This is a genomic window from Sneathiella sp. HT1-7 (genome assembly GCF_020731145.1).
Classification (GTDB): domain Bacteria; phylum Pseudomonadota; class Alphaproteobacteria; order Sneathiellales; family Sneathiellaceae; genus Sneathiella.
The window spans coordinates 625,129-645,732 of record NZ_JAJFZN010000002.1 but is presented as its reverse complement, the minus strand read 5'-3'; the positions used below and the strand labels follow the sequence as shown (position 1 = coordinate 645,732).

Here is a 20,604-nt window from a genome sequence, read left to right as displayed (position 1 = left end):
CCGGAGTTTTAGCCGCCCTGACGTCCGGCATGGAGCACTTGCTTGGCGTCTTTATGAAACATTTCCGCCAGTTCATATTCTTTACGCAAATCGAAAATTGATTTTTTCAGGTCGTCCGAGTTGAGGCCGCCATCGACCGAGAAGTCGACCAGCGCGCTTGCGCCCGAATTTGCCGCCAAATGAAATCCCATGCGCAAATAGGCTTCGCGACGGTTCCGCACCCAAACTTCCAACGCATCAACCTGTTCCTGGGTAACTTCAAACATTTCTTCTCGTCCTCGGCGTTGTTTCATCAATTAACGGCAGATAGCAACTAACTGTTAACCTTGTCTGTTTATAAAATCAGATAGCAGTTATTTACTGCCCCGAAGTATGTGAGATAAATGTTAATCTAGTCTTATCAAAACCAAGACAAGGTTCCGGCAAAGAGAGTACCGCATGACATCAATGACGCCGCAAGATATAATGGGAATGCTAGCCGAGCACGGAAAATGGCTGGTGAATCCTAAAAAAGGCGCCCAAGCAAACTTCAAACATGCCGACTTCACCGGGGCGAATTTCGCCGGGGCAAAGCTTCAGAAATCCTGCCTGTCGGGTTGCAAACTCTCGCGGAGCATCTTTCGCGGTGCCAATCTTATCTCCGCCGATCTGTATGCCGCCGACCTGACCAAAGCTGATTTGCGCGACAGCCTTCTTATCCGCGCGGATTTGCGCGGCGCAGAGCTGAAGGGCGCGAAACTCAATGGCGCGAACCTGCAGGAAGCAGACTTCCGGGGTGGTTCCCTCATCCTGTCGGGTGGCGAGACGGTCACCTTCCCCGCAAGCGATCTATCCAATGCCGAAATGGAAAAAGTTGTCGCGGAAAAAGCCAACCTGAACGGCGCCAACCTTTCTGGCGCGGCGCTCGGGAATGCGAATTTCGCTTTCTCCCAGCTGCGCGGGGCCAACCTTTCCAACGCGGATCTGCATGGCACGGGCTTTATGGGCTCCGATATGGCGGGCTGCGATCTGACAAATGCCGATCTTGCCGGCGCTGATCTTTCCAATGTTGATCTCACGGGTGCCAAAGTCGAAGGATGTAATTTCGAGAATGTGAAACTCGACGGGGCAAAAACGGAAAATGTCGATTTCTCCAAATCCAAGGCGGTCGCCGCGCATCTGGTTCCGGAGCAGGAAGAATCAACCCCGCTCCCACCGAACCTGCAGGCGCTATTGAAAACACATTTCCTCTGGGTGGAGACAAATGGCCTGAAGGGCGAGCGTGCTGATCTCTCTGGCATGGACCTCTCGGGCATGGATCTTTCCGGCTGCGCCATGAGCGGCGCAACGATGAAGGGCGCCAACCTAAAGGGTACCAACCTTCGTGGCGCACAGGCCGTGATGAGCGATTTGTCCCAATGCATCATGGAGGAAGTGGACCTCACCGATGCGATGATGGAGGGGGTCAATCTCTCCCGCTCCAACCTCAAGAATGCCAAGATGAAAGGCGCCATTCTCACCGCGGTGGACCTTAAGGGCCCGAACGGGGAGCCATTGGGCAAAAAATGGCCCGCCAACCTCTCTGCGGCGAGCTTTGCCGGTGCGGACCTTGAAGGCGCGGATATGACCGACGCCAATCTGATCGACGCGAATTTCAAAGGCGCAAAACTGAACGGCGCCATTTTCGACGGCGCAGATCTGGAAGACGCCCATTTCGACACCAAAGTCAGCGCCTGAGGCTCAGCCCTTCTTCCGATCAGTGATCGACTTAGTTGATTTTCCGGTCGCCGTCGCCGCTATTGACCTCATACACATGCACGAAATAGCCGGCCATCGGGTTGCGATCCAGATATTCGACGAGGTAATCGCGGGCAGCCTGGCTCGCATCCTCAATCACATACTGCCAGAGCGGTTCCATCGGGTTGGTGTTTGTATCATGGTGGGGAATACTGATCGTGCCCGCCCATTTCACATCGAACCCGCTCAGGTAATTCTCCGCGTAATGGCGAAAGACGGCGGCTTCGTCGATATTCACTCCGGCTTTATTCTCAAAACAAAGGCGCAAATTCATAAAATTCTCCCGTCGCTAGGCATTACGGCAATCGTCATGGATATATGTAGGGGAAAGAGATGGAAATTGAAAGAGATGGGAACACAGCCAGTAATCGCCGGTGGTATCCCCTAGGAGAATCGAACTCCTCTTTCCAGAATGAGAATCTGGCGTCCTAACCGATAGACGAAGGGGACGCATCGAGAAATGGCACCGGTATCAGGATGGTATCCCCTAGGAGAATCGAACTCCTCTTTCCAGAATGAAAATCTGGCGTCCTAACCGATAGACGAAGGGGACATATATCCTGTCGCAGGGGCAGGATTTACCTATTCTATCCCCACATATCAAGTAAAAAATGTGAAATATCTCAAATTCAGTACTTCTGTTGCCTATGCAAGGCGAAAGGCGTCCTCGATCATCAGCTGTGCGGAGACTTTTCCCTGCCAACTGTTCTTTCTCAGATGCCCGGCAATATGAAAACTACCGCCGTTATGGCCCAGTAGCGCATCACCAAGCGGCGTCTCCAGTGCGCGGAAGGCTATCCCTGCCAGACGCCCGCGCCCGGCCGTACCGGTGAGGATACAGCGCACATGATTTTCGCCGACAATGCTGGCCTGGACCAGTCGAACGTTGGGCAGCGCGAATCTCGGCTCCGGGTTGCCCGCCCCGTAAGGACCCGCCTGATCCATTAGCGAGATCAGCTCCGTTGTTGCACCATCCACCGACAGCGCGCCGTCCAGACCGAGGCTGGCCGTCTTTGCCGCCTCGCTCACATCTTTTGCGAGCCGGTCATTGAGAAAGGCGCGAAACTCATCGATCCGGTCGGTCGCGAGGGTCAACCCCGCCGCCATCATATGGCCACCGCCCGCGATGATCAGTTCCTTATGCCGAGCGGCGCCCACAGCCGCGCCCATATCCACACCGGGAACAGAACGGCCGGAGCCTTTTCCGGTGCCGCCTTCCAGGGCGATAACCACCGCCGGACGCTGATAGGCGTCCTTAATGCGGCTAGCGACGATGCCGATTACACCCGGATGCCATCCCTCCCCTGCGACGACAATTACCGAATCATTCTTGAGATCGCTTTTCTCCACCATCAGCATGGCTTCCGCCTGCACCCCGGCCTCAATCTCTTTGCGTTCCTTGTTATAACGATCGAGATAACCCGCCAGTTCCCGGCATTTTTCCGGGCTGTCGCTGGAGAGAAGCTCCGGGCCATATTCAGGGCGACCGACGCGACCGCCTGCATTGACCCGCGGCCCCAGCAGAAAACCAGCGTGATAGGTACCCGGCGTCTCGTCAAGGCCCGCCACATCGGCAAGCGCCGCAAGACCCGCATTGCCCCGCCGCGCCATGACTTTCAGCCCTTGCGCAACAAACGCACGATTAAGCCCGATCAACGGCACCACATCACAGACAGTGCCGAGTGCCACCAGATCAAGCCAATGACGCGGGTCCGGCTCCGGCCGGGACTCACTATACCAGCCCGCCTTGCGCAGCGCGCGGTTGATGGCGACCACCAGCAGGAAAGTTACCCCCACAGCGGCGAGATAGGTATAGTTCTGGCTCTCGTCATGGCGCTTGGGGTTGATGACGGCCACCGCCTCGGGCAGGCGTGTTTCCGCCTGATGATGATCAACAACAATCACCTCCAACCCGATCTCTTTCGCATGGGCCAGCACATCGAAGGAGACGATCCCGCAATCAACCGTAACGATCAGATCAATTCCCCGCGCCTTCAGCGTATCCATTGCCGCCGCATTCGGGCCATAACCCTCTTTCATGCGGTCGGGTATATAAATATCAAGGGGTTGCCGGATGGCATTAAAGAATCGCTTGAGCAGTCCCGAAGACGTTGCGCCATCCACGTCATAATCGCCAAAGACGGCAATTCGCTCCCCCGCCTCGATGGCGGCGGCAATGCGCATCGCGCCCGTATCCATATCCTTAAAGCTGGACGGATCAGGCAGCAAATGGCGAAGCTGCGGCGTGAGGTACTGTTCCGCCTCCTCCAGCGGAACACCGCGCCCGGCCATGACGCGACCGACGATTTCCGGCACATCAAGACGTTGCGCAATGGCAAGGCCGAGACGCTCATTTTCAGAACGCAACCGCCAGCGCCGGGCTGTCAGCGAATTTTCAACATCCAGAAAGGCCGGCGCTTGGGGCGCGTCCATCAATCAGATCCCGTTATTTGGCTTTGTGATCGCCCCGGATATAGCGCACAGTGCCGGAATAGGACCGCATCACGATGGTTTCCGTATAGACCCGGTCGCCTTTCTGGCGCACACCCTTCAGCATGGAACCGTCAGTGACACCTGACGCGGCGAAGATGACTTCCCCGGCGGCAAGTTCTTCAAGGTTATAGACGCGGTTTAGGTCAGTAATGCCCCATTTTGCGGCGCGTGCTTTCTCGTCATCATTGCGGAAGACAAGCCGTCCCTGCATCTGCCCGCCGATACAACGAAGCGCCGCAGCAGCCAGAACACCTTCCGGTGCCCCGCCCGTACCGATATACATGTCGATACCTGTATCGGGGTTTGCCGTTGCCATCACGCCGGCAACGTCACCGTCAGAGATAAGCTGGATACGGGCACCGGTTTTGCGAATATCGGCGATGATCTCCGCATGGCGCGGCCGATCAAGAACGCACGCCATGGTCTGACTGACCGGCACGCCCTTTGCTTTCGCGATCGCGCGGAGATTCTCACCCGCCCCCTTGTTAATATCGATAATCCCGTCCGGGTACCCGCCGCCAACGGCGATCTTTTCCATATAGGTGTCCGGCGCATTCAGGAATTTACCGGATTCAGCAAACGCGATCACGGCAAGCGCATTCGGCCCGCCCTTCGCGGTCAATGTCGTGCCTTCCAGCGGATCGAGCGCAATGTCGATCTTCGGGCCTTTGCCTGTGCCGACCTTTTCGCCGATATAAAGCATCGGTGCTTCGTCCCGCTCGCCCTCGCCGATGACGATCGTGCCATCGATATTGAGTAAATTCAGCGCGGTGCGCATGGCATCAACAGCGGCCTGATCAGCGGCCTTCTCATCGCCGAGACCCACGAGGTTACAGGCGGCGCGTGCGGCGGCTTCTGTCACACGAACAATTTCCAGAGTGAGATTTCTATCCAGCTTCGAGGATTTAGTCATGTTTTCTCTTCCATTACTTTAATAAAGCTTACTGTTTTTTAAAGCGAGACGATGCGAATCATACGCGGTTTCGCCACACTATGGGTGAATTTTTCGATTTTTCCAAGGGCGCGCAGCAGTGCCGCCTCCTGCACCTCATGGGTGACAAGGATAACGGAAACCGCCTCCTGTTTAGAGCGGCCGCGCTGTAACAGGCTCTCGATGGAAATATTCTCATCACGGAATACCGCCGAGACATCGGCGATGACGCCCGGCTGGTCATAGACCGTCAGGCAGACATAATAGGCGCCCACATGGTCCGCGACAGGAACTTTCGGGATATCCGTCATCTTCTCGACCGGAATACCAAAAGTCGGCGTATGACGGCCCAGCGCGATATCGACGATATCGGCAACCACAGCGGAGGCTGTTGGCCCCTCGCCTGCGCCGCGCCCGACGTAAGACGTCTCATCGACGAAATCACCATCAACGACGACCGCGTTAAAGACACCATTTACATTGGCGATGGTGGTATCACGGCGGACCATGCAGGGATGCACCCGCTGCTCGATTCCCGCATCTGTCCGCCGGGCAACGCCAAGAAGCTTGATGCGATACCCAAGCTCACTCGCAGCTTTGATATCGGCGGCGGTGACATTTCTAATCCCCTCGATATAGACACTGGCGAAATCGACAGGCGTGCCAAAGGCAACGCTGGTCAGAATGGCAAGCTTATGCGCCGCATCGACGCCATCAATATCAAAACCGGGGTCGGCCTCGGCATAACCAAGATCCTGCGCATCTTTCAGGATCGCATCGAATTCTCCGCCCGTCTCTTCCATCTCAGTCAGGATGTAGTTGCAGGTGCCGTTGAGAATGCCATAAACCCGGGAGATCGCGTTGCCCGCCAACCCCTCGCGGAGTGCCTTGACGATTGGAATGCCGCCGGCGACTGCCGCCTCATAGGCGAGCTGGGCATTATGTTCCTCGGCAAGCTTCGCAAGCGCGTTGCCATGCTCGGCCAGCAGGGCCTTGTTCGCGGTGACGACCGGCTTGCCGTTCAAGAGAGACTTCACACAAAGGTCCTTGGCCACGCCATCACTGCCGCCGATGAGTTCCAGCACGATATCCACTTCGGGATCATCGGCGAGCGCCCGCGCATCATCATACCAGGTCAGCCCATCGAGGGAGACGCCCCGGTCTTTGGTTTTATCGCGCCCGGAAACGGCCGTGACAGTCAGATGCGCGCCTGAGCGCGCCTCCAGCAGATCGCCATGTTCCCGGATAATCTTTAATACGCCCGCGCCGACAGTGCCCAGCCCGGCAATCCCTATTTTCACGTTGGTACTCACTTTCAGGAAGCCTCTTTCCGTCCAAGATGCGCATCTGCATTGGACATGAATTTCTTGATATTGCGGCTTGCCTGCCGGATCCGCTGTTCATTCTCAACCATGGCGACACGGACAAAGCTGTCCCCATGCTCTCCAAAACCAAGTCCCGGGGCAACAGCGACCTGCGCTTCCTGCAACAATAGCTTCGAAAACTCAAGACTGCCAAGATGCCTGAAGGGTTCCGGTATTGGTGCCCAGGCGAACATGGTCGCATCCGGTGAGGGCACGTCCCAGCCAGCCGCAGCAAAGCCGGAGATCAGCACATCACGCCGATGTTTATAAAGCTGGCGGAATTCCTCGACGCAGTCCTGCGGGCCGTTGAGCGCCGCCGTCGCCGCCACCTGAATGGGTGTAAAGGCGCCGTAATCGAGATAGGACTTGATCCGCGCCAGCGCGCCGATCAAACGCTTGTTGCCCGTTGCGAAGCCCATGCGCCAACCGGGCATGGAATAGGTTTTAGACAGAGACGTAAACTCGACCGCGATATCGCGCGCACCTTCGACCTGCAGGATCGAGGGCGGCTTCACATCGCCGAAGTAAATCTCCGCATAGGCCAGGTCCGAGAGAATATACATCTCGTGATCCTTGGCGAATTTCACAACTTCCTTATAGAAATCAAGATCGACCGTCATTGCCGTCGGGTTTGACGGAAAATTCAGGATCAGGCAAGTCGGCGTCGGAATACAATGGCGCACGGCGCGTTCCAGCCCCGCAAAGAAATCAATCCCCGGCCCGACTTCAAAATGCCGAACAACAGCGCCCGCAATAATAAAGCCGTAAGGGTGGATCGGGTAACTCGGGTTCGGCGAGAGGATCACATCGCCCGGCGTCGTAATCGCCATGGCAAGGTTAGCAAGCCCCTCCTTCGATCCCAGTGTTGCAATGGTTTCCGTCTCCGGGTCAATCTCGACATCGAAGCGGCGCGCATAATAGGCGGCGTTGGCGCGGCGCAGGCCCGGGATGCCCCGGCTTGTCGAATACCGATGGGTGCGGCCATCGCGGACCGTTTCCACCAATTTATCAACAATATGCTGCGGCGTCGGGCTGTCCGGATTACCCATGCCAAGATCGATGATATCCTCTCCGGCCGCTCGCGCTGCTGCTTTCATCCGATTGACTTCTTCGAAGACATAGGGTGGCAAGCGTTTTATGCGGTGAAAATCCGGGTCCATCGGCCTCTTCCAGTTAGTTGTAATAATGCGGTTCCCGGCGCGCGTGGACGGCGATCCGGGTTCCTGAGTTAAATTCTATGCGGGTATTTAAACGACTTTTAGTTAATTTAGAAGAAAGATTTCTGCGCGGCGGTTCACGGCTTCCGCACTCGGCATCGGCTCGGCGATCCGGGGTTCCGTATCGCTGACGGATTCAACCAGCAGATTGGAGGGTTCTACCCCCGCCTTGATGAAATATTCCGCAATCGCCGATGCTCGCGCTTGCGAGACATTCAGGTTGACGATCATATGCTTTTCTTCCGCCATCTGCCGCGTCCGGCTGGAGGCATGACCGACAATTTTGAGCGTGCCGCCCGCGGCCATCTGTGTGCGTGCAATACGGTCGAGTTTATCCTTGTCCGACCCGTTGATCCGGTGGGAGCCTTGCGCGAAATAAATCGTCTCGATCGGCGTCGTGCCATCGGATGCCGCATAGTTTGGAATGGTGCGCCCGCCATCATTGAGCGGCGGGGTCAGGGTCACCGATCCGCTGGAAGAGGCTGAGATAGTTGAAGACGAAGATACGGCAGGCGCAACAGATGAGGCTGACGTAGCAGTAGAACTATCGGAACTCATCGTGGTTGGCAGACGTGTGACACCGGACGCTGCGAGCTGCTGCTCAAACACGCTTTCAATAGCGGGTTTGGGTGCTGTCTCTCCGCTGATAATTTGCTCACGCATAGGTGCGGGTTCAGGCGCCGGTGTCTCCGGTGCGGAATCAACGACTGAGGGCGCGGGCAACGGGGTTTCTGTCACTTCCTCTTGCGCCACGGCAGCAACGACGGGCGCCGCCTCGACCGTCTTTTCTTCAACAACTTCCGTGACGGTCTCTTTCACCGTCTCGGAACCATCGGCTGTCACTGTTTCCGTTACTTCTGTAACAGTCTCGGTCTTGACCTCCTCGACCACCGGTTTCGGCGGTGCGGCCAGTGGCGGCTGCAAAGAAGTATCGGCACGCAGGGTCTCATCGGTATAGCGGGCATTCTCGCGGTCGGCGCGCAAGCCTTCCTCGATTTCCTCTGCCTCCGTCAATGTCGCAACGGTTTCCGGTTGTTCCGGCACCTTGTTCACATTCGGGTATTCCGCCGCGTCCTGTTCTTCCGTATTATCCGTAGAGCAGGCAGTGCCCGCCAACACAGCGAGCAGAAGGGCACCCCCCAGCAGAAGGCGCGAGGCACATAAAAAGCGATTTTCGAAAGTGTTTGGCGTCATGGTCATCGATGCGTCCGTCCTGCCAGTTCCTGCTGCGGCGGAGGGCCGCATTGAGATTGGCAAGTTTTTTGATATACTCTTAAAAAAACAAGGTTATCATAAAACATATGAGGGGAAAATTCGCAATGTTTTCTGACGACTTCAAGGCAGCGAGGAAATTTCATGTAGCCTGAAATATGTTGGTTTGCATAGAAGACAACAACTCTGGGAGAATGAGTCGATATGACAAGTAAAGAGCCGCTTGAAAGCAGCCAGGAAGCCCTTGAAGCTTCCAAGGAGTTCGCTGAGAATTTCGCCAAGATTGCCGCACAGAGTCAGGAGGTTGTTACCGAGTTCCTGAACAGTCAGCAGCCGACCCATATCGATCCGGACCCGGCGACCGTCAGCAAGACCTTTATGGAACTGATGAATAAGATGATGGCGGACCCGGCCAAAATCGTCGAGGCACAGGCCGCGCTCTGGAAGAATTACATGAACCTCTGGCAGAACGCTGCGATGCGCGCGAGCGGAGAGGAAACGCCGCCGCTGGTGACGCCGCAAGCGGGCGACAAGCGCTTCAAGTCCGACGAATGGAGCGAGAACCAGATCTTCGACTATATCAAGCAATCCTACCTGATGACCGCCAACTGGATTCAGGAGACCGTCTCCGAAGTTGAGGGGTTGGACAAGCAAACCAAGACAAAAGCAGATTTCTACACCAAGCTCTATACCGACGCCATGTCGCCGTCGAATTTCTTCTGGTCCAACCCGGACGTCCTGAAAAAGACCATAGAGAGCAAGGGCGAAAACCTCGTTCATGGCCTTGAAAATATGCTCGATGATCTCAAGCGGACCAAAGGGCAACTTATCCCGAAGATGACGGATGAAGATGCGTTCGAGGTCGGACGCAATATCGCGGTGACGCCCGGCAAGGTGATTTATGAAAATGACCTGATGCAGCTCATTCAGTATGCGCCGGCAACGAAAGAGGTGTATAAGCGCCCGCTGCTGATCACCCCGCCCTGGATCAACAAGTTTTATATTCTCGACCTGAAATCGGAAAATTCCTTCATCAAATGGTGCACCGAGCAGGGCTACACCGTTTTTGTGATCTCCTGGGTCAACCCCGACGAGCGGCATGTGGAGAAGACGTTCGAAAGCTATATGGCGGAAGGTATTCTTGCCGCGCTCGACGCGATCGAAACCTCCACCGGGGAAAGGGAAGTCACTACCATCGGCTATTGCATCGGCGGCACCCTGATGGCGACGACGCTGGCCTATCTCGCCGCGATTGGAGAGGAAGACCGGATCAAGGCCACCACCTTCTTCGCCGCCCAACTCGATTTTGAGGACGCGGGCGACCTCCTTGTCTTCACCGACGAGGATCATATACAGCTGGTCGAAAGCAAGATGAAGGGAGGTTATCTTGAAGGCAAGGAAATGGCGAACACCTTCAACCTTCTCCGTTCCAACGACCTGATCTGGTCCTTCGTGATTAATAACTACATGATGGGCAAGTCACCCTTTCCGTTCGACCTGCTCTACTGGAATACCGATGCGACAAACATGCCGCATCTGATGCACAGCTTCTATTTGCGTAATATGTATCAGAAAAACCTCCTTCGGCAGCCGGGCGCACTCACTTTCGGTGGGCAGCCCATTGATCTTTCGAAGGTGAAAACGCCAATCTTTATCCAGGCGAGTAAGGAAGACCATATCGCACCGTTCAAGTCGGTCTTCAAGAATACCCAGCTGTTCAGCGGCCCGACGGAATTGATGCTGGCGGGTTCAGGCCATATCGCCGGGGTGATCAACCATCCGGACGCAAATAAATATCAGTACTGGACCAACACGAAGAAGAAAAAGAAATACGAGACGGCCGAGGAATGGTTTGCCGATGCGAAAGAGCATCCCGGCTCCTGGTGGCCCTATTGGGACAAATGGCTATCCAAGAAATCTGGCCCCAAGGTCCCGGCGCGCGATCCGGCGAAAGGCAAACTAAAACCGATCGAGGATGCGCCCGGAAGCTATGTGAAGGTCAAGGCCAAGCCTTACACGGGAGACGGCGGCGGCGGCGAATAGCCAACCGCCGCTGCTCCTCAGGAGAAATTATTTTACGCGAAGCTCTTCTGGGAGGAAGAACAGGCTGTCCGTATCCTCCATGACCATGTGGCATTCGTAACAGAAGACCATATTCTCTGAGCCCTTGCCGTTGGTGACCCCGGCGACGGCGCCGTTCGGCAGGATCATGGAATATTTCCAGTCTCCGCTCGCCTCGTTAAAGCCAGCCGCCATTTTCTCCATCAGGAAGAGCGGCCCGACAGCGGCATGCCCGTCAGTTTGAACAACGAAGCTGTCTTTCGCTAGGATCGAACCGACCGGCATCTTGCCGACCTCCTCATATTTGCCATAGGCTTCCTTGGCCACGTCATTGGCGTAGTTCATGACATGCCGCCCGCCATGGGTGGCGGAAGCGTAAGGCGCACTTGAAAAGGCTTTCCAGTCAAGATAATGCGCGGCCTCGGGCACGCCAGATCCGGCATAGGCCGCCTTCATATCTGCGTTCAGGCACTCATAGGCGGCGGTGGCTTCGGCGGGCTCCAGTTCAACTTCCGCAACGCCTCCGGCACTGCAAGGATTGCACGGGTTACAGGGATTGCAGGGATTACTCGCCGCACATGGATTTTTCTTTGCGGCGCAAGGATTACAAGGGTTACAGGCCTTTTTCGCAGCGCATGGATTACAAGGGTTGCAGGCATTGGCAGGCTTCTTCGCCGCACAAGGATTACAGGCCGCCGCTTTTTGAACCGAGGGCACAACACAGCCGGAGGCAGTTGCCTTGGCCGCCGCGCAAGGATTACAGGGGTTACACGCCTTTTTTGCCGCGCAAGGATTGCTCGCAGCGCAGGGGTTTTTCTTGGCCGCGCATGGATTGCACGGGTTGCAGGCGTTAGCGGGCTTCTTCGCGGCGCACGGATTACAGGCTGCAGCCGCTGGCTTGACGGTTATGGCGGTGATCGGCACCGCCACCGTAGCGACAGCGACAACGCCGCCCACACCGATCAGGGCTGCCACGAAGGTGGATGACAGAAGTTTCGAATTTAGTGCGGACATATACTTTCTCCTGGTTTTTTGAATGCTTTGGGAGGAGCATATGTCGGTGTCAGCGAGAAATAATCTCAACTCTCATCACGATGGAGTGAATATTGCGCGGAGGAACCACCCGGCGCACGAGGGTTACTCGATCCGAATCGCCGAAAACTGTTCGGGCAGCATTTTCTTCAATAACCGGTCGATACGGCCTGCGTTCGGTTGGTAAAAAGGACGACGTGGATAAATACGATCATTCACCCAGTAACTCGACCAGCCACTGGTCATGTCGATACATTGCGTCAGAAAATCGTCATCCTCCGCAGCAGATTGATTGGACAACTCAATACAACCGCTCAGGAAAATATCGACATAGGACTGAATTATGGGAAATTTCTCGTCTGGCGGCCGTATATGCTCCGCCTCGAGCACATAAATCCATATGGTGCCGTCCTTAGGCGCAGCGGAATTATCGAGCGGATGTATCCGTTCCGAGGGAACAGGCACCCGACAATAGATGGATTCACGCGCATCGCCTGTCTTGAAGTCATTGAGATCTTCCACCCTGAACAGCGCGGCCATCATCTCTGCCCCCGCCGACGGAGTCACACCAAGAAAAGTCGTGCTGAAACCAATGTCAAGGCCGCGTGCTTTCCAGCCATGAGCATATCCCTCAACCCGCACCGGCACACTTGTGTTCGCATTTGGCCAAGCCCGAAGCCGGGATGCAGTCTCCATCAGGCTACCATAGCCGAGAACGTACTGCGCCTTGTCCGGCTCGAGCGCGGGATGGCAGGCTATGTCCGTACCCGCACGTGCCATGCCGTGTAAGGAAAAGAGAAGAACCAGAGCGCCAATCAGCGTCGGAAATAAGGAAAGTTTTCGCGAAAACCCCATGACCTCGACCACCCGTCTCTAACCCTGCTCCGCGCGATAGACTTGCGCCAGTTCCGCGTAATGGTGCGCCCCGCTCGTGAGGTCCGCTTTTTGCTCATCAGTCAGCTTCCGCAGGCATTTCGCAGGCGAGCCGCCCCAAAGTTCACCGCTGGGCACGCGCTTGCCCGGTGTGACCAGCGCGCCAGCCGCGACCATCGCGCCTGTCTCCACCACGGCGCCATCCAGTACAATCGCGCCCATCCCGACGAAGCTGCCGTTTTCCAGCGTGCAACCATGGATCAGGCAGTTATGGCCGACCAGCACATCATCACCGATTGTCGTCGAATGAGTGCCGCCCGAAACATGGATCACCGTGCCATCCTGGATATTGGTGCGCTTGCCGATACGGATTGAATGGACATCACCGCGCACCACGCAATTAAACCAAATGCTGGATCCCTCCCCGATCACCGTATCCCCAATGACAAAGGCGGAGGGCGCGATAAAGGCGTCCTTGGCAATGGTAGGAGAGGTCCCCTTGAAGGGAATAATATTTCTGAGCATGGTTTGTATCTCTTCTTCTTGTTGTATTTAAGGGAACAGGGGCGCCTGCTCCAGACCGAGGGTTTCTTCAAATCCGAACATCAGGTTCATATTCTGAACCGCCTGCCCGCTCGATCCCTTAACCAGATTATCGATCGCCGCGATCACAGTGGCCCGGCCGGGAATCCGGTCCTCGAACACATTGATCACACAGTTGTTAGAGCCCCGGACCATTTGAGTCTGCGGGATTGCGCCCTCTTTCAGCAGCCGGACAAAAGGCTCATCCTTGTAGGCTTTTGCAAATTCGTCCCGGAGGTCATCGACCGTCTTGCCCTCACTCAGCCGCACATGGGCGGTGATCAACTCGCCCCGGCTCATGGGGACAAGATGCGGTACAAAATTGACCCGCATGTCGGCGGGCGCCCGGCCGATGGCCTTGGCGATTTCCTGTTCGATCTCCGGCGCGTGCCGATGTTTCGAAATACTATAGGGGCTAAGACCCTCCCCTGCTTCGCTGAACAGGGTGTTCTGCTTCAACCCCCGGCCCGCACCGGTCACGCCCGATTTCGCATCGATCACCAGATCATCTGTATCGACCAAGCCTGCCGCAGCCAGTGGGACCAACGCGAGAAGCACCGCCGTCGGGTAACAGCCCGGACAGGCAACCAGCCGGGAAGAACTGATCTTTTCCCGGTTCAGTTCCGTCAGGCCGTAAGCCGCTTTTTTCTGCAGGTCCAGCGCCCGATGCTCATGGCCGTACCATTCGGCGTAGGTATCGGGGTCCTCAATCCGGAAGTCGGCGGAAAGATCGACCACCTTCACGTTTGCGGGCAGGGTGGCGATAATTTCCTGCGTTGTGCCATGCGGCAGCCCACAGAAAACGACGTCGACATCGTTCCAGTCAGCCTCCTCCACTGCGATCATATCGGGCAGACCATAGCCACCGAGATGGGGATAGACGTCCTCTACCGGCTGGCCCGCCTTACGGTCAGCGGTCAAGAGTTTGATCTCGACATTCGGATGCCGAAGAAGGAGCCGCATGGCCTCTGCCCCCGTATAGCCGCTGGCGCCGAGAATACCGGCGTTGATTTTATGTGTTGTGTTCGTCATGTTCTTATTCCGGGCGGGATCGCGCCGGACTCCTAAAAGCGTTATTTTGTCAAATAGCTCTGGTGCTCGCCCTTCAGGGCCTTATCCGCAAACCAGATCAAAATATTCAGATCAAAAGCCTCTTGGGCTTCCTCGCCTAATCGGAGCCGGCCTTTTTTCAGGCCTGCGAGAATATCCTTATTCGCTTTTCTCAGGAGAGCGCCACGCACTGAACTCCGAACATCGAGTTGGTCGCGCATTTCCGCCACGAGTTCCTCACCGGTCAGACGCTGGACATGGTCCTTCACCTTAATCGCAAAAGCGCCCTCTGCATCGAGAGGGATGCCGAGCGTTTCAATATCGATATCGTCCGCGTTTTTAATCGGATAGTTCATTCGCTTAAACCTTGTCGCCAGCAGTGGCGCGTATCAGCGGCGTTTTTTGCATGAAAATCCGTTATTTGCAACGGTTTCTCATCGAAACCTTTGTTTTTTAGCCACAAAAAAAGGCGGCAAACGCCGCCTTTTCTCTATCGTATCGGAACCTTTATCTCAGTCCAGCAGCACGAGTTCTTCAGCGGATGCTTTGCCGTTACGCCCTTCAACAAGCTCAAACTGAACTTTTGCGTTTTCCTGAAGGGTCGTCAAACCGGCTCGTTCAACAGCCGAAATATGCACGAAAGCGTCTGACCCGCCATCCTCTGGAGCAATGAAACCATATCCCTTGGTTGGGTTAAACCACTTTACTGTACCTTTTGCCATGTTTAGTCTCCTGGACACTCATTCTATATATCAGGTCGATAGCGCTGTCGAAGTGCCCAAATAGCAGCGACAGATCAACCTTGGAAGCAATGTCGCCAGCAGCAAATTAACCGAAAAACAAGGACTCCCGACGACTCGCGTAATTGATAATGAGAGTTTTTGCAAGAAAGATTTCAGTAAAATCAAATTTTTGTGACTCTCCATATGGAACAATGCAACAGAGTTAGGCAAAGCGCATATTTTCTAGGCAGAATCCAGGCAAAGCGCCGTTTGCCGCGAATTTTACGGGTATTTCATCCAACCACTCCGACGAGCCTTTTTAAAGGCTGACGCAACACATAAGCCGGGCTATTCTTTCGCGGCATAATTCAGATGAATCGAGGAAAGGCTCAAATATGGAGAATAAAGCCATTAAAACGGGTGGATGCCTTTGCGGCGCCGTTCGGTATGAAATCGACGGGCCTTTGCGCGATATTATTTCCTGCCATTGCGGTCAGTGCCAAAAGACCAGCGGCCATTATTTCGCGGCCACTGCTACGCCAAAGGAAAATTTCCATCTGGTCAAGGATGACGGCCTTAAATGGTACAGCTCATCTGACTGGGGCGAGCGAGGCTTCTGCGCGGAATGCGGCAGCACCCTCTTTTGGCGGCTGAAGGACGAAAGCCATCAAAGCATTCTCGCCGGCAGCCTCGATGGGGAAACCGGCCTTAAAACCAGCCATCATATTTATGTCGCCGACAAGAAGGATTATTACGAAATTACCGACGGCGTGCCCCAATATGATACCTATCCGGAAGAACTGAAAAACGGTTAAGCGTAACCGACCAGAAATTTTGCAGAGGAAGAGCATATGAAACTAGATGGGTCCTGTCATTGCGGCGCGGTGACTTTCTCACTCAACTCCACCCATCCCTACCCCTATAATTACTGCTTCTGTTCGATCTGTCGCAAGACGCAGGGCGGTGGCGGCTTCGCGATTAATCTTGGGGGGGACGCCAACAGCCTGAAAGTCGAAGGCGAAGAGAATATTTCCGTTTATCAAGCGAAACTTGAAGGCGAAGACGGATTAAGCCCTGCCCGGCGACATTTCTGTAAATCCTGCGGGAGCGCGCTTTGGGTCTATGATCCACGCTGGCCCGAACTGCTTCACCCCTTTGCCTCCGCCATCGATAGCGAGCTTCCCGCCGCACCAGAGCGGACCTATCTCATGGTCGGATCGAAGAAGGCATGGGTGCCGCTGGAGCCCGGACCGAATGACAAGGTTTTCGAGAAATATCCGGACGAATCCATCGCCGACTGGCACCGGAGACTTGGTGTTGAAAAATAAGGCCCCTAGACCCACTTTCTTGTCATACTATGTCCATGCGAGACTGATACATCGCGGATCTTCAGGGAAATGGGAAAGACAGATTCATGCGTAAACTGACCTTGCTTCGCCATGCCAAATCAAGTTGGTCCGACCGGGCCAAAGCCGATATTGACCGCCCCCTCTCTTCCCGCGGCCGTCGCGGGGCGCTGAAAATTGGCACTTACATCGAAAAGAACAAAATTTTTCCCGATCTCATCCTCTGCTCCCCTTCCCGGCGCACCCGTGAGACTCTCGCCCAGATCGACCCATTCCTGCCCGATGGAACCGAGGTGAAAATTGAGAAGTCCATCTATTCTGCCGGTACAGGTTCCGGTCTGATCGCCTATCTCAAAAGCTCGGCTATTGAGGAGGTGCATGTCATGATCATTGGCCATAACCCGACAATGCAGCAGATGGCCCTCGATCTTGCGGAGCGGACACCCGATAATGGCTATGACCGGATCGAGCGGAAATACCCCTCTGCCGCGCTCACGCAGATAAAATTTGATATTGATGACTGGCGCAATCTTGGCGAACGCGGCAAGCTGGCCCATTTCGTCACGCCTAAAATGTTGCCCGGGCCGGATGACGAGGATGAGGAATAAATATGAGCGAGACGGAGATCGACCTCGCGTCGTGGGATCGGCGGACTCATTACGAGATGTACCGTGCGAGTGAGTTACCACATTTCAGCCTCACCGCCTCCCTCACCGTCACCCGCCTGCTTGGTGCCGCACGGGATAGGAAACTCTCCCTCTTTAATGCGATGCTGTTCTGCGTCATGCAGGCCGCCAACGCGATTCCGGAGTTTCGCACTCGATTTCGCGGCCAGACAGTGGTCATGCATGACATCATCCATCCGTCCTTCACGGTGCCGATAGAGGGCGAACGCTTCGCTTTTTGTCACGCGGGCTATCATGAGGACTGGCTTACATTCGACGCCACTTGCCGCGCAGCGATTGAGACGGCATCAAAACAGGCCACGCTTGATAGCGAGACCGAGGGAGAGGATCAGTGGATTTACCTAAGCTGTCTCCCCTGGCTCGATTTTACATCCATGACCCATCCGCTTCAGGATAAGGATGACTGTATCCCCCGCATTGCCTGGGGGAAAATTGTCGAAGAAGAGGGCCGCGCGCGGGTTTCCGTCAATCTACAGGCGCATCACGCCATCATGGACGGCCTGCATGCGGCCCGTTTTTTTGAAGAATTACAGAAAAATATCGACGCGTTCTAATTGTCGAGCTGAATGAAAATGGTTTGCTCAGCCTCGAGGGACTTAATACGATCTTCTTCCGGCACTCGGAAGCTATCTTCATCAAATCCAGAGGAATAAAACACCAGGCGATTACAAGTATCGTCCTGATCTAGCAGGGGAAACCCAGCGGCCACGCTTGTTTCCACCCGCCCCTTATAAGAGACGCCGGTTAGTCTGGAAAACATCCCGCAGGGTCTGGAGACGCATTCATACATCGCGTCCGCCGCCTTTGCGCGCCGCTCACCTTCGAAGAAATCCAGAAAATTCTTTCCCGTCACTTCCATGCCGATCCGGTCGACCAGTTTGGTCCCCGCCAGGCGGTAGAGAATCTCGTCCCGTGACCTGACCTCATAGATCGCAATACCGTGCAGTAAAGGTGAAATCCGACCCGGATCGAAACTTTGCCGCCTCGGAATAACGCGATCGCGGTCGAGGCTGCGCCAATAATATGCAAACTCTTTTACGTCCGGCGTCACCCAGTCAATATTATCGAACTTTTCATAGGCCATACTTTCTTGGTTCCCCGTATCCCCGATTATTAATTGAGCCCGGTTCCGACAGAACGAACCACTTTATAGTATATACCTTTATCATCGGCGGCGGGAAATATACTCATTTATTTAGCGCATGCCAATACGCATTTTTCACGCACAGCGTTCTTTAAAAAGCACTAATAGCAAGTAAAAGTATAACCCGTTTATTTGCCGTCATTATTTAGATTTACTGCTATAGCTTACGCCCATGCCCGCACGAACATCATTCTGGATGCCATATTGCGCGATCGGATAGCGCAAGCCGTTCTTCGAGAGCGCCGCCAGCCCCGCGATCACCTTGGGCAGATAGGCGGGCGGAATGGCCATTAGGAGTTCATCTTCCAGCACGCCGCCATAGCGCCGCTCGGCAAAGCAGGGCAGCGACAGGCTCGGCTCCCCGGTGGACAGCGCCCGGCCCCAACTATCAGCGCAGGAGGATTCCCCCACGACCGAGAAATCAAGCTTCTTATAGCCCGCCCATTGTAGGCCATTGATGAAGATGATCATCTGCGCCGGCGTCGCGTAAATCAGACAGATATCCGGCGGATTAAGCCGTTTTGAACTCAGCGGAGAGACAGCCATCGCCGTGAACTGGCCCGACGGCACAACAGTCATGGCCGATTGATGATTGCGCGCATCCTCCGGCGTTTCATACCAGACACCGGCGTAGCGTTCGCCCTTTTGCCATTCCTCATCCTGCGGATGCAGCCCCATCACCGCGCCGCATTGCGCGCCGACAAAGTCGTCGGCCGTTACCCCAACGGTCCATCCAAGGCGAGCGGCCTGCCCGACGATCTGGTCCGCCGTATGGATTGAATCAGGACGGCGAATTTTTTCCACCGCCTCCATCTCCTCTTTCGTTTCGAACAGCTTCATGCCGATCGGCGTCGCGCGGATGCGAAGGTATCTATTCAGACCGTCGAGGATTGAGTCCCAATCATAATATTCGTCGAGTTTTGTCAATTTTCGTCTCCCGTTCTTTTTATCAAGCGTGACATGAAGGCCTGCTCTTGTCGTCCTGCCCGTCTTCTGCGGAAATATCTCCCCGACAATGACCACCGCTTTTTATTCATCTGCTTTGGCGTTCATCCGGGTTTCAGCTACCACAATACCGGCAAGGGCGGGAATGATCCAGATCAATAAATCAGGAAACAGGATCGCGCCGCCGTCCCGCGTGTGGTCAGCGAGTGAGGCGCTTTATATATTTGCGGTGAAAGGCGAGATAGCCCGTCTCGGTCACCTTCAAATGCGGCCGCGTCAGCATATGCATATTTTCGAGGGCGTGAAACGGCACCGCCGGAAAGGCATGATGCTCCGCATGAAAGGGCATGTTCCAGGCAAGCTTGCGGATGACAGGATTGGTGAGCGTCGTGCGGGTATTCTCAAAAATATTTGTTCCCGCCTCCGGGCAGAGCCCATGCTCCGCGAGCAGGAAGAGCCGCAAAAATGGCTGGCCCAGAACCGCCGGAATGATCCAGACATAAAGCAAAATCGCGGAGCCCGCCGCGACCGACCCGATAAACAGCACCGCATAGATCAGGAGCATTCCTTGCGCCTCCCGCTGGATCGCCACCCGGCCATGCTCCGGCACGAAGGGATCCTCAATCCGGCCCGTCGCGTTCTTGAGGATGGTCTTTACATGCGACACCCAGATCGGGAGGCCGGACACATGCCAGAGATATTGCGGCAGCGTCGTGATTTTCGGCGCGTGCAGCTCCGGGTCGCGCGTCGGGTCCTGCGTGAAGCGGTGATGCTCAATATGAAAATAGCGGAACCATTCCGCGGGCAGAACCGTCACAACGCCGCACATCGAACTCACCAGCTTGTTGAGCCAGAGGCTTTTAAATGCCGTGCGGTGGGAGGTTTCATGGAGCGCGGGGAACAGAAAGACAATCAAAATCCCCTGTGGCAGCATCAACAAGGGCCAGCCCGGCCCCTGCATCGCGATCAACGCGCCAATCAGCAGGATCAACCCCACATGCCCGGCCAGATGCAGGAGGCCCCGCGCGTCCGACCGGCGCGTCAACATCTCCCGCTGCCCCCGGGTCAGGGATTTGATAAACTCACGACTTTCCATGCGCAGAGTTTACGGGAGAAAGCTTCGCAATGAAATGCGGCATTTTGGGAGAACGTCAAATTTAACTTGGAGGA

At 55.5% G+C, this 20,604-nt stretch carries 22 protein-coding genes and 2 tRNA genes; 6 read left to right on the top strand and 18 right to left on the bottom strand.

Translation table 11 applies throughout. From position 1 onward, the window contains the following. Window positions 1-8 precede the first annotated feature (8 nt). Window positions 9-266, bottom strand: a complete 258-nt coding sequence (locus tag LKE13_RS08370) for a hypothetical protein (protein ID WP_227950135.1) — start codon at window positions 264-266, stop codon at window positions 9-11. A gap of 172 nt (window positions 267-438) precedes the next feature. Here LKE13_RS08370 and LKE13_RS08365 point away from each other — a divergent pair, with 172 nt between their 5' ends. After that, complete coding sequence (locus LKE13_RS08365; RefSeq protein ID WP_227950133.1) at window positions 439-1,716, top strand: pentapeptide repeat-containing protein; 1,278 nt, start codon at window positions 439-441, stop codon at window positions 1,714-1,716. A gap of 31 nt (window positions 1,717-1,747) precedes the next feature. Here the strand turns inward: LKE13_RS08365 and LKE13_RS08360 are convergent, their stop codons facing one another. The 8 genes from LKE13_RS08360 to LKE13_RS08325 all read right to left on the bottom strand — a co-directional run bounded on the left by LKE13_RS08360 (window position 1,748) and on the right by LKE13_RS08325 (window position 8,981). Next, the gene (locus LKE13_RS08360; RefSeq protein ID WP_227950131.1) at window positions 1,748-2,050 is read right to left on the bottom strand and encodes a hypothetical protein; all 303 of its coding nucleotides are present in this window, start codon (window positions 2,048-2,050) and stop codon (window positions 1,748-1,750) included. Between the two features lie 101 nt (window positions 2,051-2,151). Continuing rightward, a tRNA-Glu gene (locus LKE13_RS08355) sits at window positions 2,152-2,226 on the bottom strand. Between the two features lie 28 nt (window positions 2,227-2,254). After that, a tRNA-Glu gene (locus tag LKE13_RS08350) sits at window positions 2,255-2,329 on the bottom strand. A gap of 92 nt (window positions 2,330-2,421) precedes the next feature. Then, on the bottom strand, window positions 2,422-4,209 hold the full coding sequence (gene recJ, locus LKE13_RS08345; RefSeq protein ID WP_227950129.1) for a single-stranded-DNA-specific exonuclease RecJ: 1,788 nt from the start codon (window positions 4,207-4,209) through the stop codon (window positions 2,422-2,424). 13 nt (window positions 4,210-4,222) lie between these two features. Further along, entirely contained in the window at window positions 4,223-5,182 is a 960-nt protein-coding gene (gene glpX, locus LKE13_RS08340; RefSeq protein ID WP_265334820.1) for a class II fructose-bisphosphatase, read from the bottom strand. A gap of 38 nt (window positions 5,183-5,220) precedes the next feature. Beyond that, window positions 5,221-6,513: a homoserine dehydrogenase gene (locus LKE13_RS08335; protein ID WP_227950127.1), complete on the bottom strand. Its 1,293-nt coding sequence runs from the start codon at window positions 6,511-6,513 to the stop codon at window positions 5,221-5,223. Between the two features lie 2 nt (window positions 6,514-6,515). Beyond that, on the bottom strand, window positions 6,516-7,724 hold the full coding sequence (locus LKE13_RS08330; RefSeq protein ID WP_227950125.1) for an LL-diaminopimelate aminotransferase: 1,209 nt from the start codon (window positions 7,722-7,724) through the stop codon (window positions 6,516-6,518). 102 nt (window positions 7,725-7,826) lie between these two features. Further along, window positions 7,827-8,981, bottom strand: a complete 1,155-nt coding sequence (locus LKE13_RS08325) for an OmpA family protein (protein WP_227950123.1) — start codon at window positions 8,979-8,981, stop codon at window positions 7,827-7,829. A gap of 216 nt (window positions 8,982-9,197) precedes the next feature. Here LKE13_RS08325 and phaC point away from each other — a divergent pair, with 216 nt between their 5' ends. After that, window positions 9,198-11,036, top strand: a complete 1,839-nt coding sequence (gene phaC / locus LKE13_RS08320) for a class I poly(R)-hydroxyalkanoic acid synthase (RefSeq protein ID WP_227950121.1) — start codon at window positions 9,198-9,200, stop codon at window positions 11,034-11,036. Between the two features lie 27 nt (window positions 11,037-11,063). Here phaC and LKE13_RS08315 read toward each other — a convergent pair whose 3' ends face one another. The 6 genes from LKE13_RS08315 to LKE13_RS08290 form a co-directional block, all read right to left on the bottom strand. Then, window positions 11,064-12,068 (bottom strand): cytochrome P460 family protein, encoded by a 1,005-nt coding sequence (locus LKE13_RS08315; RefSeq protein ID WP_227950119.1) that lies wholly within the window; start codon window positions 12,066-12,068, stop codon window positions 11,064-11,066. A gap of 123 nt (window positions 12,069-12,191) precedes the next feature. Then, window positions 12,192-12,941: a gamma-glutamylcyclotransferase family protein gene (locus tag LKE13_RS08310; protein ID WP_227950117.1), complete on the bottom strand. Its 750-nt coding sequence runs from the start codon at window positions 12,939-12,941 to the stop codon at window positions 12,192-12,194. Between the two features lie 18 nt (window positions 12,942-12,959). Then, a complete protein-coding gene (locus LKE13_RS08305) occupies window positions 12,960-13,484 on the bottom strand; it encodes a gamma carbonic anhydrase family protein (RefSeq protein WP_227950115.1) in 525 nt (174 codons plus the stop codon). A gap of 27 nt (window positions 13,485-13,511) precedes the next feature. Beyond that, the gene (gene argC, locus LKE13_RS08300; protein WP_227950113.1) at window positions 13,512-14,573 is read right to left on the bottom strand and encodes an N-acetyl-gamma-glutamyl-phosphate reductase; all 1,062 of its coding nucleotides are present in this window, start codon (window positions 14,571-14,573) and stop codon (window positions 13,512-13,514) included. A 41-nt stretch (window positions 14,574-14,614) separates the two neighbouring features. Continuing rightward, entirely contained in the window at window positions 14,615-14,947 is a 333-nt protein-coding gene (locus LKE13_RS08295) for a hypothetical protein (RefSeq protein ID WP_227950111.1), read from the bottom strand. Window positions 14,948-15,103: 156 nt separating this feature from the next. Then, window positions 15,104-15,313: a cold-shock protein gene (locus tag LKE13_RS08290; RefSeq protein WP_227950108.1), complete on the bottom strand. Its 210-nt coding sequence runs from the start codon at window positions 15,311-15,313 to the stop codon at window positions 15,104-15,106. A gap of 395 nt (window positions 15,314-15,708) precedes the next feature. On the opposite strand from LKE13_RS08290, the gene LKE13_RS08285 reads away from it, so the two are divergent. The 4 genes from LKE13_RS08285 to LKE13_RS08270 all read left to right on the top strand — a co-directional run bounded on the left by LKE13_RS08285 (window position 15,709) and on the right by LKE13_RS08270 (window position 17,899). Further along, a complete protein-coding gene (locus tag LKE13_RS08285) occupies window positions 15,709-16,128 on the top strand; it encodes a GFA family protein (RefSeq protein ID WP_227950106.1) in 420 nt (139 codons plus the stop codon). Between the two features lie 36 nt (window positions 16,129-16,164). Then, window positions 16,165-16,641: a GFA family protein gene (locus tag LKE13_RS08280; protein ID WP_227950104.1), complete on the top strand. Its 477-nt coding sequence runs from the start codon at window positions 16,165-16,167 to the stop codon at window positions 16,639-16,641. Between the two features lie 86 nt (window positions 16,642-16,727). Further along, complete coding sequence (locus LKE13_RS08275) at window positions 16,728-17,267, top strand: SixA phosphatase family protein (RefSeq protein WP_227950101.1); 540 nt, start codon at window positions 16,728-16,730, stop codon at window positions 17,265-17,267. Window positions 17,268-17,269: 2 nt separating this feature from the next. Continuing rightward, the gene (locus LKE13_RS08270; RefSeq protein ID WP_227950099.1) at window positions 17,270-17,899 is read left to right on the top strand and encodes a chloramphenicol acetyltransferase; all 630 of its coding nucleotides are present in this window, start codon (window positions 17,270-17,272) and stop codon (window positions 17,897-17,899) included. On the opposite strand, the gene LKE13_RS08265 is transcribed toward LKE13_RS08270, so the two are convergent. The 3 genes from LKE13_RS08265 to LKE13_RS08255 all read right to left on the bottom strand — a co-directional run bounded on the left by LKE13_RS08265 (window position 17,896) and on the right by LKE13_RS08255 (window position 20,530). Beyond that, window positions 17,896-18,429 (bottom strand): PAS domain-containing protein, encoded by a 534-nt coding sequence (locus LKE13_RS08265; protein WP_227950097.1) that lies wholly within the window; start codon window positions 18,427-18,429, stop codon window positions 17,896-17,898. The two genes, LKE13_RS08270 and LKE13_RS08265, sit on opposite strands and share 4 nt — an antisense overlap. 201 nt (window positions 18,430-18,630) lie before the next feature. Further along, window positions 18,631-19,416, bottom strand: coding sequence for a DUF169 domain-containing protein (locus tag LKE13_RS08260; RefSeq protein WP_227950095.1), 786 nt, complete (start codon window positions 19,414-19,416; stop codon window positions 18,631-18,633). Window positions 19,417-19,633: 217 nt separating this feature from the next. After that, complete coding sequence (locus LKE13_RS08255; protein ID WP_227950093.1) at window positions 19,634-20,530, bottom strand: fatty acid desaturase; 897 nt, start codon at window positions 20,528-20,530, stop codon at window positions 19,634-19,636. Window positions 20,531-20,604: the final 74 nt, after the last annotated feature.

Bases quoted from the DNA above. Each gene is read 5' to 3' on its own strand.
- LKE13_RS08370 (WP_227950135.1), bottom strand. From the start codon at position 266: ATGTTTGAAGTTACCCAGGAACAGGTTGATGCGTTGGAAGTTTGGGTG.
- LKE13_RS08365 (WP_227950133.1), top strand. From the start codon at position 439: ATGACATCAATGACGCCGCAAGATATAATGGGAATGCTAGCCGAGCAC.
- LKE13_RS08360 (WP_227950131.1), bottom strand. From the start codon at position 2,050: ATGAATTTGCGCCTTTGTTTTGAGAATAAAGCCGGAGTGAATATCGAC.
- recJ (WP_227950129.1), bottom strand. From the start codon at position 4,209: ATGGACGCGCCCCAAGCGCCGGCCTTTCTGGATGTTGAAAATTCGCTG.
- glpX (WP_265334820.1), bottom strand. From the start codon at position 5,182: ATGACTAAATCCTCGAAGCTGGATAGAAATCTCACTCTGGAAATTGTT.
- LKE13_RS08330 (WP_227950125.1), bottom strand. From the start codon at position 7,724: ATGGACCCGGATTTTCACCGCATAAAACGCTTGCCACCCTATGTCTTC.
- LKE13_RS08325 (WP_227950123.1), bottom strand. From the start codon at position 8,981: ATGACCATGACGCCAAACACTTTCGAAAATCGCTTTTTATGTGCCTCG.
- phaC (WP_227950121.1), top strand. From the start codon at position 9,198: ATGACAAGTAAAGAGCCGCTTGAAAGCAGCCAGGAAGCCCTTGAAGCT.
- LKE13_RS08315 (WP_227950119.1), bottom strand. From the start codon at position 12,068: ATGTCCGCACTAAATTCGAAACTTCTGTCATCCACCTTCGTGGCAGCC.
- LKE13_RS08310 (WP_227950117.1), bottom strand. From the start codon at position 12,941: ATGGGGTTTTCGCGAAAACTTTCCTTATTTCCGACGCTGATTGGCGCT.
- LKE13_RS08305 (WP_227950115.1), bottom strand. From the start codon at position 13,484: ATGCTCAGAAATATTATTCCCTTCAAGGGGACCTCTCCTACCATTGCC.
- argC (WP_227950113.1), bottom strand. From the start codon at position 14,573: ATGACGAACACAACACATAAAATCAACGCCGGTATTCTCGGCGCCAGC.
- LKE13_RS08295 (WP_227950111.1), bottom strand. From the start codon at position 14,947: ATGAACTATCCGATTAAAAACGCGGACGATATCGATATTGAAACGCTC.
- LKE13_RS08290 (WP_227950108.1), bottom strand. From the start codon at position 15,313: ATGGCAAAAGGTACAGTAAAGTGGTTTAACCCAACCAAGGGATATGGT.
- LKE13_RS08285 (WP_227950106.1), top strand. From the start codon at position 15,709: ATGGAGAATAAAGCCATTAAAACGGGTGGATGCCTTTGCGGCGCCGTT.
- LKE13_RS08280 (WP_227950104.1), top strand. From the start codon at position 16,165: ATGAAACTAGATGGGTCCTGTCATTGCGGCGCGGTGACTTTCTCACTC.
- LKE13_RS08275 (WP_227950101.1), top strand. From the start codon at position 16,728: ATGCGTAAACTGACCTTGCTTCGCCATGCCAAATCAAGTTGGTCCGAC.
- LKE13_RS08270 (WP_227950099.1), top strand. From the start codon at position 17,270: ATGAGCGAGACGGAGATCGACCTCGCGTCGTGGGATCGGCGGACTCAT.
- LKE13_RS08265 (WP_227950097.1), bottom strand. From the start codon at position 18,429: ATGGCCTATGAAAAGTTCGATAATATTGACTGGGTGACGCCGGACGTA.
- LKE13_RS08255 (WP_227950093.1), bottom strand. From the start codon at position 20,530: ATGGAAAGTCGTGAGTTTATCAAATCCCTGACCCGGGGGCAGCGGGAG.